The organism is Streptomyces albidus (ex Kaewkla and Franco 2022), assembly GCF_013870515.1.
Taxonomy (GTDB): domain Bacteria; phylum Actinomycetota; class Actinomycetes; order Streptomycetales; family Streptomycetaceae; genus Streptomyces; species Streptomyces albidus.
This window is the reverse complement of the sequence record NZ_JACBXA010000171.1, coordinates 1-13,030: the sequence shown is the minus strand read 5'-3', so window position 1 is coordinate 13,030 and position 13,030 is coordinate 1. Positions and strand designations below refer to the sequence as shown.

12 protein-coding genes and 1 other RNA gene are annotated in these 13,030 nt (G+C 68.5%); 1 reads left to right on the top strand and 12 read right to left on the bottom strand.

Features of this window, described 5'->3' with window-relative positions:
• The 11 genes from H5J26_RS21795 to ftsE form a co-directional block, all read right to left on the bottom strand.
• On the bottom strand, positions 1-1,140 hold a 1,140-nt coding region (locus tag H5J26_RS21795; protein ID WP_181767618.1), incomplete at its 3' end, for an acyltransferase family protein.
• Complete coding sequence (locus tag H5J26_RS21790) at positions 1,137-3,344, bottom strand: bifunctional polysaccharide deacetylase/glycosyltransferase family 2 protein (RefSeq protein WP_181767617.1); 2,208 nt, start codon at positions 3,342-3,344, stop codon at positions 1,137-1,139. The genes H5J26_RS21795 and H5J26_RS21790, both read right to left, overlap by 4 nt.
• Positions 3,341-4,021 carry a hypothetical protein gene (locus tag H5J26_RS21785; protein ID WP_181767616.1) on the bottom strand — a complete coding sequence of 227 codons (681 nt, stop codon included), beginning with the start codon at positions 4,019-4,021 and terminating at the stop codon, positions 3,341-3,343. Before H5J26_RS21785 ends, H5J26_RS21790 begins: the two co-directional genes overlap by 4 nt.
• Before the next feature lie 1,071 nt (positions 4,022-5,092).
• Positions 5,093-5,653: a DinB family protein gene (locus H5J26_RS21780; protein ID WP_181767615.1), complete on the bottom strand. Its 561-nt coding sequence runs from the start codon at positions 5,651-5,653 to the stop codon at positions 5,093-5,095.
• Between the two features lie 123 nt (positions 5,654-5,776).
• Positions 5,777-6,775: an oxygenase MpaB family protein gene (locus tag H5J26_RS21775; protein WP_181767614.1), complete on the bottom strand. Its 999-nt coding sequence runs from the start codon at positions 6,773-6,775 to the stop codon at positions 5,777-5,779.
• Positions 6,776-6,798: 23 nt separating this feature from the next.
• The gene (locus H5J26_RS21770; RefSeq protein ID WP_181767613.1) at positions 6,799-7,479 is read right to left on the bottom strand and encodes a GOLPH3/VPS74 family protein; all 681 of its coding nucleotides are present in this window, start codon (positions 7,477-7,479) and stop codon (positions 6,799-6,801) included.
• 473 nt (positions 7,480-7,952) lie between these two features.
• Positions 7,953-8,323: a transfer-messenger RNA gene (ssrA, locus tag H5J26_RS21765) on the bottom strand.
• Between the two features lie 165 nt (positions 8,324-8,488).
• Positions 8,489-9,016 carry an SsrA-binding protein SmpB gene (smpB, locus tag H5J26_RS21760; RefSeq protein ID WP_181767612.1) on the bottom strand — a complete coding sequence of 176 codons (528 nt, stop codon included), beginning with the start codon at positions 9,014-9,016 and terminating at the stop codon, positions 8,489-8,491.
• Between the two features lie 18 nt (positions 9,017-9,034).
• A complete protein-coding gene (locus tag H5J26_RS21755) occupies positions 9,035-10,231 on the bottom strand; it encodes a S41 family peptidase (protein ID WP_235980903.1) in 1,197 nt (398 codons plus the stop codon).
• Positions 10,232-10,383: 152 nt separating this feature from the next.
• Positions 10,384-11,295, bottom strand: a complete 912-nt coding sequence (gene ftsX / locus H5J26_RS21750) for a permease-like cell division protein FtsX (RefSeq protein WP_181767610.1) — start codon at positions 11,293-11,295, stop codon at positions 10,384-10,386.
• Positions 11,296-11,401: 106 nt separating this feature from the next.
• Positions 11,402-12,091: a cell division ATP-binding protein FtsE gene (gene ftsE / locus H5J26_RS21745; protein WP_181767609.1), complete on the bottom strand. Its 690-nt coding sequence runs from the start codon at positions 12,089-12,091 to the stop codon at positions 11,402-11,404.
• 305 nt (positions 12,092-12,396) lie between these two features.
• Between ftsE and H5J26_RS21740 the strand changes: the two genes are divergently transcribed.
• On the top strand, positions 12,397-12,591 hold the full coding sequence (locus H5J26_RS21740; RefSeq protein WP_181767608.1) for a hypothetical protein: 195 nt from the start codon (positions 12,397-12,399) through the stop codon (positions 12,589-12,591).
• 202 nt (positions 12,592-12,793) lie between these two features.
• On the opposite strand, the gene H5J26_RS21735 is transcribed toward H5J26_RS21740, so the two are convergent.
• The coding region (locus H5J26_RS21735; protein ID WP_181767607.1) for an LPXTG cell wall anchor domain-containing protein at positions 12,794-13,030 on the bottom strand (237 nt) is incomplete at its 5' end.

Below are 13,030 nucleotides of genomic sequence, written 5' to 3'. Positions count from 1 at the left end.
GCCGAAGGCGGCGATCAGCAGCGCCAGCAGCGGCCACACCACGACGAAGACCAAGCCGTCGTACGAGTTCTCCAGCAGCTCCGAGATCCGCTCGGAGTTCTCCACGAACGGGATCCGCCAGAGCAGGTCCAGCAGCGGAATCGTCGCGATCAACGCCGGCTGATGCCACAGGTAGATCGTGACGGCACGGGAGTTGGCGAGCGTGACCGGTCTGTCCAGCCGGTGCAGCGGTCCGGGCAGATGCTTCCACGAGGGGCTGATGCGCAGCAGGAGGAGGCAGAAGCCGAAGGACCACAGGGCCTGGGCGAGCGGGATGTCGTTGAGATCCCAGCCCTCCTCGCCGGGGTGACCGCTCGCCCACCACAGGCCTGCCGCCATCGTGACGAACGAGGTGGCGAGCACGGCGGACATCGGCAGCCGGCGCAGCAGCCCGTCGTGGTGTGCGAATCCCAGCAGCCAGCACGCGCCGTACACCGCGAAGTCGGTGACGGCTTCGCCCGTCTCGCCGGGGATGCTGATCAGACCGGTTCCCACGACCGCGGTGAGCACGAGCGGAGCCAGGAGCGTCGCCCAGGGCAGCCGCCGGAAGGCGCGCAGCATCAGCGGGGAGAGCAGGACGAACCACAGGTACGCCCGCAGGTACCAGAGCGGACCGGCCGCCTCCATGGCCCAGGTGTCGTCCAGCAGGCCCCCGCCGTCGCCGATCAGTTCGGGGTACGGAGGGCTGCCGACGGGCACGAGCCAGCACGCCAGCCGCAGCCAGCCGCCCACGCCGTGGCCCGGCCGCCATCCCTGTACGAACAGCAGCGTCACCAGCAGCGCCCCGTACAGCCAGAGCGGCAGCAGCAGGCGCCTTATGCGGCTGCGCACGACGCCGAGGGCGGGCCGTCCCAGCGACCTGGCCATCAGGGACCCCGCGAGCGCGAACATCACGCCCATGGAAGGGAAGAGGAACGTCAGCCAGGCCCAGCTGAAGGTGTGGTAGACGACGACGCGCACCAGGGCGACGGCCCGCAGGAGGTCCAGGTACCGGTCGCGGCCCGGCACACTCTGACGTGTGCCGGTGCCGTCCGACGCTCGGGATGTGACGACGCTGCCGGACGCATCCGGTGAAGTCGCCGTCCGTGCCCCGGCGGTCATGCGGCGGAACTCTGTTCTCTGGCGTCCCGCTCCTGCACCGGGACGGCGTGGACAACGGCCTGCGGGGTGAGAGGTGCTGCTTCCAACTGCCCCGTGCGGCGCAGCTTCTGCCACCGCAGCCGGCCGCCGGTCAGCGCCGTGATCCACGACTGCAGCAGCACGACGTACATCAACTGCCTGTACAGCAGCTGCTGGAGCGGCAGCGTCAGCAGCGGCGTCAGCCGCTCGCGGTCCAGCCGGAACGCGTAGGCCGCGCACACTCCCTGCAGCGCGAGTACGGCCGCCCAGGCCAGTGCGGTACGCAGCGTCGGCCCGAACACCAGGCCGTACACGAGGAAGACGTCGATGAGCGGTGCCAGCAGCGGGGCGAGCACCATGAACAGGGACACGAGCGGCAGCCCGACGCGGCCGAAGTGCCCGGAAGGGCCGCGCTCCACCACTGCTCGACGGTGCTTCCAGATCGCCTGCATGGTGCCGTAGCTCCACCGGTACCGCTGCGACCACAGCTGCTTCACGGTCACGGGTGCCTCGGTCCAGGCTCGCGCCTTCTCCGCGTACACCACGCGCCAGCCGTCCCGGTGCAGTGCCATCGTGACGTCGGTGTCCTCGGCGAGCGTGTCGTCGCTCATGCCGCCGACCCGCCTCAACGCGCTGAGCCGGAACGCGCCCACCGCACCGGGGATGGTGGGCATGCAGCGCAGCATGTCGTACATGCGGCGGTCGAGGTTGAAGCCCATCACGTACTCGATGTGCTGCCACGCGCCGATCAGCTTGTGCCTGTTGCCGACCTTGGCGTTGCCGGCGACCGCGCCGACGCGCGGGTCGACGAAGGGCTGGATCAGCTCCCGCACCGTCGTGGACTCGAAGACCGTGTCGCCGTCCATCATGACGATCAGCTCGTACGAGGCGTGCTGCAGACCGGTGTTGAGCGCCACGGGCTTGCCCGAGTTGGGCTGGCGTACTACGCGCACGCCCGGCATGCGCAGCGCTTCCACGATCTCCGGTGTGCCGTCCGTCGAGCCGTCGTCGATGACGATCACCTCGACGGGATGGTCGCTGTTCATCAGCGACCGGACGGTGTTGGCGATGCACTCGCGTTCGTTGTACGCGGGTACCAGGACGGTGACCGGCTCGGTGACACGTCCGGAACCGGGCGGCCCCCAGGGGTTGCCCCTGCCGCGGCGGCGCGTTCGCCGCGCGTGCGCTGCCGACAGGACGAGCATCAGCACGAACCGCGCCATCACCAGGGCGCCCACGATCGCCAGCGCCACGACCAGGACGCTCATGGCGTGCTCGGAGACCCCGACCGCGGCGACGAAGGCGTATCCCTTCCAGCGGTCCAGGCCGTGCACGGCGGTGTGCGGGCTCGGGGCGCCCAACGCCTCGGTCAGATGCGGGAATGCGTAACCCTGCGCCTGAAGTCGCGGCAGCAGACGGTCCAGGGCCGCAACGGTCTGCGAACGGTTCCCACCGGAGTCGTGCATCAGGACCATCGCGCCCTTGCCGGACTGCTGCGGCGTGGCCAATCGCACGATCTCGTCGACGCCGGGGCGTGCCCAGTCCCTGCTGTCGGTGTCGATGAAGGCGCTGAGGTAGCCGTGGGAGGCGATCTGGCGGGTCACCGGCCAGGACTTGTCGTCGAGGGCGTCGACGGTCGAGGAGTACGGCGGCCGGAAGAGCGAGGTGCGGATGCCCGCCGCGCCCGCGAGCGCCAGCTGGCTCTGGGCCAGCTCCCGGTCGATGCGGGAGGCCGACTGGTAGGACAGGTCGGGGTGGTTGAAGGTGTGCAGCCCGACCTCGTGCCCTTCGGCCACCATGCGCCGCACGAGTTCGGGGTGGCGTGACGTCATGGTGCCGGTGACGAAGAAGACGGCGTGCGCGTCGTATTCGGCGAGCTTGTCGAGGATCTTCGGCGTCCACTCCGGGTCGGGGCCGTCGTCGAAGGTCAGCACGATCTTGTGGTCCGGTACGCGGTGGCTCACGGGCTCGTCGCCACGTGCGTCGAGCACGGGTCCGCCACTGAGCACCTTCTCGGGCACCGAACTCGTGCCCGCAGCCGGGCGCACACGGTGGTCGGCGAGGAATTCGCTGTGCACGTACCCGCGCAGCAGAAGCATCACCACGACCACGACAAGAAGGATCGAAGGCAGCAGATAGCGGAGCGGCAGCCGGCGCCTCCGGCTGCCCGCAGAGGCAGACTTCATGCTCCGTCTGCCGCCGAACCGCCGAGAAGGCCACCGAGGATGCCGCCGAGCAGCCCCTCGTCCGTCGGGGTCGAAGGATCGGGGTCGGGCTCGGCGGGTGCTTCAGTCGATCCCGTCGCACCCCCGTCGCCCGGAACGGCAGGCGGATTTCCTCCGGTGGGAGGTGCGCCGGTCTGCCCGGTGGCTCCGCCCGCGGCGGTGCCCCCAGTGCTGCCGCCCGCGCTGCTGCCGCCTGCGGTGGTGCCGCCCGCGGTCGTGCCGTTGGTGTCGCCGACGAGCTTCGCCTTCGCCTTCGCGCCCGCGGACTTCCCGGCGGTGGGCGAGACACCGGCCGAACTTGCCGCCTTGCCCGCCTTCTTGCCGGCCGTCGCCGAAGCCGATCCTGAGGGCTCCTCGCCGAGGAGGCGTGCCTCCGCGTCCGTCACCGAAGCGGCCTCGTCCGATGCGTCGCCCCTCTGCGGAACGACCCGCACGGAGTCCGACTTCTCATCGGACGCACCCGGAATCAGAACCCACGGCGCATCGGAGTTCCCCCCGATCACGCTGACGGCGAGGACCAGCGCATACCCCCCGCCGGCCACCCCCATCGCCAGGCCGAGTTGACGCCACTTCCGGCGCCTGCCCCCACTGCTGTCCACGAACACCGGCATGTCCGGCTTGTTTGATTGTTCAGCCATTGCTGTCTGCGCGCTCCCCCCACCCTGGTACGAGCGCGCCCCCTCCTAGTTGAAGGAGAAAATGTATCGCAGATGTGAAGACGCAGATATGACTAGTCGGGCTTTTTACTCACTCATTGGACAAGACCGTAATCAAATAGAGTCCCAATGGGCTCAACCCGAGCAGTAGGCGTTCACAACCTGAACCAAAGCTTTCACTGAGCTTCGACCATCAACTCGGCGCCTCAGCCAGGGGGTTCAGCGACCCGTAGACCCGTCTCGCAAACGTCTCGCGACCGTCCGGCAGCCCCGCCCGAGGTGCGAATAGCCGAAGCACCAAAGGTGAAGATCGTCTTCACATATCTCACACTTGACGCCTCAGGAGAAACAAACGCCGGCTGCGCTGCAGATGGCAGCCGACCCGAGGCCGCGGTGACCCACTGCGGCCTCCCGTGCCGCCCCCTCAGATCACCCCGCCGCACCATGCTGGGAGTAGCGGCTCGCGGGGACTCGTGGTACGCCCACGGTGCTGACCGTTCAGGCAGCCCGGAAAGGGCTCGCTCGCACAGGGCCGGTACGACGCGACGGGCGGTGTCGAGAGCGCGCTGGGGGAACCGAGTGCCGTCACCGCCCGCCACGGCTCGATCCGGCGACGCGGCCCAAGGACGGCCCAACTCCTCACGGTTCAGGCCCAGTCCGAGGTGCGGGTGCGGCAACTGACGTGAATACCCGGGCTGCGTCAGCTCGTTGAACCCCTCGTGCGGGACCGCGCCCCGGCCTCCGACGGCATGACGAAGGGGCCGTTCCGGGCAGCACGAGCAACTGCCCCGGATCACAGTCGAGTCGGGACGTACGCGTCATGAAGTCGGCGTAGAACTCCCGGCTCGACCGACGGCTGACGCGCTGTGAGACGGCCCCCACGAACCGTACGGCGAAGTCCCGCCCGCCACCGGACAAGCCCTTCCGGACGTACCGCTCTCGCGCTCAACTGCCGCACCCGTCTGGCCGGATGGAGAGGAAAGTCCGAGCGGGCCGTCGTTCACCGCGATCCGGCATGCACCTTCGGCAGCGCGTCAGGCTCCCCGGCACTCATCACTGGCCCACCCTGCCGTCGATGCACTCGCGCAACAGGTCGGCCTGCCCGCAGTGACGGGCGTACTCCTCGATCCTGTGCACCATCAACTCCCGTACTGCGATCCGGTCCTTCCCCAGACGCTCACCCAGATCCGGGTGCTCGGCCAGTGCGGCATCGGTGGCGGCCTGCTCGCGCGCCAGATCGGCGTACGCGGCATCGACCTGGGCCTGCTCGCCGACAGCTCCGTCGAAGTCCGCGTCACGCGCGCCGTACAGCTTCGGCAGCGGATCACCGTCGCTGATCCAGTTGAGCCAGTCCCGCTCCACCTCGGAGAGGTGCCGGAGCAGGCCGAGCAGCGACATCGTCGACGGCGGAACCGACCGACGAGCCAACTGCTCCGCGTCCAGGCCCTCGCACTTCATCCGCAGGGTCATGCGGTAGTTCGTCAGGAAGTCCTGCAGCGTCGCAAGCTCCCCGTCCGGACTGGCCCCTTCGCTGTTGCGGGGGTCGTCGTCCGGGTCTGCCCACATGTCGGGGTAAACGGTTGCCTGGCTCCATCGTCCGAGTTGGTCATTCATGCGCTCATGTTGTCCGTGAGGGCCCGGGCTCGCTACCGAGTTTCGTCCCGGACGCACGGGTGAGCGCGGTCGTTGCAGCCGTCGATGAACGCGCGGCAGTGCTTGCAGGCGGGCAGCTGCCCGTCACCGCCTGCGCAGGCGCTTGCCGGTCTTGCTCCCGACTCCGTCCGGGCTCACCGGCGGTACGTAGTGCTTCGGTGAGTCGAGCTCGTCGGGAAGGGGCAAGTTGCGTGCCGGGGACTCGACATGAGGGGCGTCCTGTGCCCGCAGCCCCGCCTCGCGCTGCCAGCCCGCCCGTGCTCGCGGGTGATAGCGACAGCGGAACGGCACCAGCCGCCAGGTGTGATGCACGAGCCGTCCGATGCGCCGCAACCGGCGCTCGTCCCGGACCGTCCAGCTGTAGCCGAGCCGGTCGCGCACCGCCGCCGGAAACAGCCCGACCGTGAACCAGACGGTGAAACGTGCCTGCGGACCGCGCAGCGCACGCCATGCCAGGTCGGGAAGCCAGGAGAACGCCGGCGGTTTCGCGATGTACCGGATGTCGAGCACGTCGCGGGCGGGCCGGTTGTCCTCCAGCACCTCGGCCGCCATCCGGTCCCAGTACGTCTCGAAGTCGGACCAGCTCTCCGGTACGGGCCGCATGCTCATCCCGTACAGCCGCCACCAGCGCACGTGCTCGTCGAAGAGCTGCTGCTTCTCCGCCTCCGTCAGGCCCGGCCCGAAACGGTCGGCGACGATGAGCGTGAGCATGAAGAACGTGGCGTGCGCCCAGTAGAACGTCTCGGGATCGAGCGCGTGGTACGGGCGTCCGTGCTCGTCGACACCCTTGATCGTGTTGTGGTAGCCGCGCACCTGACGTGCCGTCTCCGCCGCCCGCGGGCCGTCGTAGACCACGCCACCGATCGGATAGAGCGAACGGAAGAGCCGCTGCCACCGCTCCTCGAAGAACCGGGAGTGCTCGGCGACTCCGGCGCCCAGCCCCGGATGCATGTTCTGCATCGCGCCTGCCCAGGGGGCCAGCAGCACTCCGCGCCAGTCTCCGAAGTACTTCCAGGTCAGCGAGCCGGGCCCCAGCGGCTCCACGTCACCGGGGCCGAGCCGCCCGTTCGGCTCCTCGTCCATGGGGCGGCTTCTTCCCGCTGCGGTCAGTTACCGGCGGCGGTGGCCGCGCCGGTGATCACGACCATGGTCGCGATGTCCATCTCGTTCAGCGCCTTCTTGAGGGCCGGGCCTGCCTGGCCGGCGCGCTCCGTGAGGGCCTTGATGCGAGCCTTGTGCTCACGGCGCTCCTTGCCGGATGCGACGCTGGGCAGCTCCCCGAGGGCGGCCAGCGCGGTCAGCGCGGCCTGCCGGGTGCTGAAGTCCTCGACGGGGCGGCCGCTGGTCAGCGTCTCCACCGCCTCGGCGCGCAGGCGCTTCGCCAGGCCCGTGTCCTTGACCACGATCTTGTCGTAGCGCCAAGTGCGGTGCTCGATGCCGATGATGCGCTCACGTACGAGCTGCTGCTCCACCCCCTGGAAGACCTGCTTGCGGTGCAGCTGCACCAGCGCCTTCCACTTACGGGGGCGCCTGTCCTCCGCTATGGCGCGCAGCGAGTCGTCGAGCACCGGGTCGCCGGTACGCCGGTCGCCGACGGTGTGGGCCTTGCCGTCCTCGTCGATCAGACAGCCGCGATCGGTCAACTCGACGAGCACGGCCGCGCGCAGCACGTTGCCGAGCACCTCCCGCCTGCCGAGCTTCTCCTTCTCGATGTCACAGGCGAGCAGGTACAGCTCGGCCGGAAGAGTGAGCCCCTGGTTCTTGTCCGTACGGTCCATGTCCCCCATCAGAGCACGAAAGGCCGAAGGGTCGAAGGGGCCTTCACTGCCTTTCCACCAACGCCGGAAGCGCGGAGGCACAACGAACGGGCGCCCGGAGCCACCCTCGTAGAGGGGTGGGAGGAAGCGGTGCACGCCTTGGTGCGGACGCCGACAAAAGGGGGATGCGCGGCGGCCACACCGGCCCAACCGAGGGGTCGGGCAGCTTAGGAACCCGCAAACCGACAGGTCGAGCGAACCCGCCCCTTCGCCGACCACCCCAGCCCCTACCAACAGGGGTGCGGGTGGCGAAGCCCCCGCCACGCGAGGCGAAGCCTCGCAAAAACGAAGAGGGCCAGCCGGTCCGCGTATTCCGCAGACACACCAGCCCCCACCCAACGGGGGTGCGGGTGGCGAAGCCCCCGCCACGCGAGGCGAAGCCTCGCAAAAACGAAGAGGGCGAGCCGGTCCGCGTTTTCCGCGGACACACCTCGCCCTCGACCTCGTGGAGATGGCGGGAATCGAACCCGCGTCCAACGGAGCGGAAGGAGGGCTTCTCCGAGCGCAGTCCACTTCGATTTTCTCAGCCCCGGAGATCACGTGGACAAGTCTCCGACGGGCTCAGTCACTGTTTGATGTCCCGGCAGACCCCGTGACCGGGCCTACGCGGTGAGTTCCCTAGCTGATGCCAGGATCCGGGTCGGGAACGCACCCGGGCTGACACTTCACACTCGCTGCTTAGGCAGCGAGCGCGAAGGAATCGCGCTTCTGATTGGCGATTATTTTTTTGCGGCACATGGTTAACGAGATCATTACCGCGTTCCTCGGCTCGCTTCACCTGCTTCGACATCCGCTGTCGAAACCGATCATCCCCATGTTGAGTTGACAACCCGCTCCCGCTCTCGCGGGGGCGGCGCTGTGACCATGGTACGTGACCTGGCCACCCTTGAGCCAACCGTTTACTCCGCGCCCGTATTCCCGCAACCGGGAGACCCGGGAGACAGGACACGGGGCGACGGCGGCCGCTCACACTCCGTGTTCACGCCTTCGCTCGCTGACGCCGCCGGGCTGCGGAGATCGCCCGGTCCGACTCGCGCCGGTCCTGCTTCTCCCGCAGCGCCTGACGCTTGTCGTACTCCTTCTTGCCCTTCGCCAGCGCGATCTCGACCTTGGCCCTGCCGTTCAGGAAGTACAACGCGAGCGGCACCAGCGTGTGCCCCGTCTCCTGGGTCTTGCCGACGAGCTTGTCGATCTCGTACCGGTGCATCAGCAGTTTCCGCTTCCGCCGGGCCGTGTGATTGGTCCACGTGCCCTGGGCGTACTCCGGGATGTGCACGTTGTGCAGCCAGACCTCACCGCCGTCGAGCTGACCGAAGCCGTCGACCAGCGAAGCCCGGCCCTGCCGCAGCGACTTCACTTCGGTGCCGGTCAGCACGAGCCCGCACTCGTAGGTGTCCAGGATGAGGTAGTCGTGCCGCGCCTTCTTGTTCTGCGCGACGAGCTTACGGCCGCCAGCTTCCTTGGCCTTCTTGCTCTTGCCCTTGTTCTTGTCGTCCGTCTTCGCCATAGCCCGGCCATTCTCCCACTACGACCGGGGCTCCAGGCCACTCAATACTGTGCGGGCCCGATGGGCGGCGTCCCGAGGGGCGTCCACGGACAGGTCCGGGGTGATGCCCTGCCCGTCCAGGGAGCGGCCCGAGGGTGTGACGTAGTGCCCGACCGTCATCTCGGCGACCGAGCCGTCCGACAGCTCCCGCGGCATCTGGACCGACCCCTTGCCGAACGTGCGGGAGCCGACGACGACAGCACGCCCCCTGTCCTGCAGGGCGCCGGTCAGCAGTTCCGCGGCGCTCATCGTCCCGCCGTCGACCAGCACGACCAGCGGCCGGGCGGACTGCCTCCCGCCCGCGGCGGGATGGGCGTCGGCGTAGAGCGCACGCTGGGAGCCGTTCTCCTCGTACGTGGCGACCAGGCCGCCGTTGAGGAAGGCCGACGCTGCTTCGACCGCTTCGCTGACCAGTCCGCCCGAGTTGCCGCGCAGGTCGAGCAGGATCCCGGAGCCCTGTGAGGCGTCCTCGGCGACCGCCGCGCGCACCTGCTCCGCGGATCCCTTGGTGAAGGAGGAGACCTTGATACGGGTGACCCCGTGGCCCTTCCTCTCGACGGTCACGGCGTCGGCCGTCAGACGGGCGCGCTGGAGCTTCTCCTTCCAGCGCTTGCCCTCGCGGTCGAGTGCGAGGTCGACGGAGCTGCCCACCGGGGAGGAGTCCGCGGATTCTCCGCCGGAGCCGCGCAGCCGCGCCACCACGTCCGTGACCGGGTGGTCCGCGACGTCCGCACCGTCGACCGCCCGCAGCCGGTCACCCGGCCTTATGTCCGCGCGCGCTGCCGGGCTGCCGGGCTGGACGCGGGCGACGGAGACGGCGGGAGAGCCCTGCGCGTCCCGCTCGCGCTGCACGGAGATGCCGACGCCGACGTACTCGCCGTCCAGGGTCTGCCGCAGGCCTTCGTACTCCCGTGCCGTGTAGGCGGCGGACCAGCGGTCGCCGCTCCGGCTGACCAACGCCTCGGCCTCGTCGGCCTTGCTCGCGCTGCCGGCGCGTTCGGCGTGACCGCGCGTGCTGGCCGCTCTGCCTCTCGCATCGCCGTGCACACCATGGAAGTTGGCGTCCGCGGTGGACGCGCCCGCGGCTGCCGCCTCGGACGGACCGGCGAACGAAGTCACACCCTCACCCCAGGCACCGGTCGCCGCGCCCGTTGCAAGAACGCTCGCGAAGACCAGTGCCAGACCCGCCCCTCGGCGCAGTTGCCGGGGACTCCCCCTGTCTTTGTCGGGGGTTTGGGCGGAATACCACGAGTCCGACATGATTCGGAGTGTAGGGCAGACGGGGGGCGCCGCACGGGTCGTTGACCGTACAGCGTCAGCGTCGTGCGTCACACCTTCAGATACTTGCGCAGCGTGAAGAACGCAGCCACCGCCGGCATCAGGACACCCACCGCGATCAGAAGCGGAAGGACCTTGAACACCGCGTCCCAGCCGATGAAGTTGATGAGAGCGATCTTCTCCTGGAGCCAGGAGTCGATGAGGAAGTACTTGCCGCCGATCAGCAGTACGCAGGCGAAGCCCGCTCCGATCATGCCCGCGATCGCCGCCTCCAGGATGAACGGCATCTGGATGTAGAAACTGGAGGCACCGACCAGCCGCATGATCCCGGTCTCGCGCCGTCGGCTGAACGCCGAGACTCTGACCGTGTTGACGATCAGCAGCAGGGCGACGACGAGCATCAGCCCCATCACGAACAGGGCAGCGATGTTCATGCCGTTGAGCAGGTTGAAGAGGTTCTCCAGCAGATTTCGCTGGTCCTGTACCTCCTGCACTCCCGGTCTGCCGGAGAACGCCGTCTGGAGCACGCGGTACTTGGTCGGGTCCTTGAGCTTGACCCGGTACGACTCCTGCATCTGGTCGGCCGTGAGCGAGTCCGCCAGGGGTGAGTCCTTGAACTGCTCCTGGTAGTGCTTGAAGGCCTCGTCGGCGGACTCGTGGTAGACCCTGTCGACGACCCGCAGCTTCTCCAACTCCGTGCGGATCTGCTGCTTCTGCTGTCCGGTGACGGCGCCCTTGGCGCAGTTGGGGTCGGACTCCGCGTCGTTCTCGTTGCAGAGATAGACCGACACCTGGACCTTGTCGTACCAGTAGCCCTTCATCGTGCTGACCTGCTCACGCGCGAGCAGGGAACCGCCCGCGAGCGCCAGCGACAGGGCGACCGACACGATCACCGCGAAGGTCATCGTGAGATTGCGGCGGAGACCGACGCTGATCTCCGACAGTACGAACTGGGCGCGCATGGCGTCCTTTCAGTGTGTTGCTGTCTCAACTGCCCAGACGGCTCAGACTGTTCAGACCGGCCGCTCACAGGTGCACCGGTCGCACCGGCGACCGCCGCTCATCGGCTCAGTGCTGATATCCGTAGACGCCGCGCGACTGGTCGCGTACGAGCCGGCCGCGCTCCAGCTCGATGACGCGCTTGCGCATCTGGTCGACGATCTGCTGGTCGTGGGTCGCCATCACCACTGTCGTACCGGTCCTGTTGATCCGGTCCAACAGCTTCATGATCCCGACGGACGTCTGCGGGTCGAGGTTGCCCGTGGGCTCGTCGGCGATGAGAAGCATGGGACGGTTCGCGAACGCGCGGGCGATGGCCACCCGCTGCTGTTCACCGCCGGAGAGCTCGCCCGGCATCCGCTCTTCCTTGCCGCCCAGGCCCACCAGGTCGAGGACCTCGGGGACCGTCTTGCGGATCTGGACGCGGGACTTGCCGATGACCTCGAGCGCGAAGGCGACGTTCTCGGCGACCGTCTTGTTGGCCAGCAGCCGGAAGTCCTGGAAGACGGTGCCCAACTGGCGGCGCATCTGCGGCACCTTCCAGTTGGAGAGTCGCGCGAGGTCCTTGCCCAGAACGTGCACCTGACCCGTGCTCGCCCGCTCCTCGCGAAGGATCAGCCGCAGGAAGGTGGACTTGCCGGAGCCCGACGAGCCCACCAGGAACACGAACTCGCCGCGCTCGACGTCGAGGGAGACATCGTTGAGCGCCGGGCGGTTCTGCTTGGGGTAGGACTTGGTAACGCTGTCGAATCGGATCACGGATACACCACGTCGACCTGGGTAGGGGCAGCGGAGCGCGCGGAGCGGCTCCCCGGGCACCGCCCAGCGTCAGCTGGGCGGCGGTGTGGTGACCTTACGCGACCCGGTGCACGGTGCGCAGTCGGCGTCCTTCGTTGGTGGGTTTAGTCACTGCGCTATCGACGCAAAGCAGACATCGCTCGCTTCGGTGCACGGACCTGTCTGCCTACTCTGCGTGCGGACGCGGATGCTGGCACAGTGGAAGGGAGCACCCTTGGGGAACGAATGACTCCGGGGTGTCGTTGGCAGACTGAGGAGGAGTTCGCATGACATGCGACCGACTGGTGTGTGCCAACTGCGCCGGCCCGGTGAGTGAGGGGCGCTGCGCCGTTTGCCGTGCGCACCGTGAGCGCCTGCATCGGGAGTCGCCGCTCGCGGGTCTTTCGCCGGTTGCGCTGTTCACCGTGCTGCTGACGCTGCTCGCGGTGGCGCTTGTGGCTCAGCGGGTGGCCGCCGCCTAACGGACCGCAACGTCGAGTGGCGCTGTGTGACACTGCGTGACGAGAGTCTTCCGCCCGTTGTGAGCGGCGATCACGGCATCGAGGGCATGTAGACACCGATACACATACGAGGGGCCCGGAACGCGCGCTGTGCGCTGTGTTCCGGGCCCCTCGCTGCGTGCGTCGCTCATGTGCGCCGCGGCGCAACGCTCACGTACGGATGTCAGGCAGCCGTACGACGGTTGATCATGCGCGGCATCATGCGGAAGCCGACGCCACCCGCGATCATCGTCGCGGCACCGACCAGCAGGAAGGTGGTCTCGGCGGAACCGGTGTCGGCCAGTTCCTCCTTGGGAGCCTGCGGCTGCTGCTCGACGGGCTGGCTGCCGGCGCTGTCCGGGTCGGTGTTGCCGCCCTCGCAGTCGACGCTGTCGTCGTTCAGGTCGCAGGTGTCGTCGCC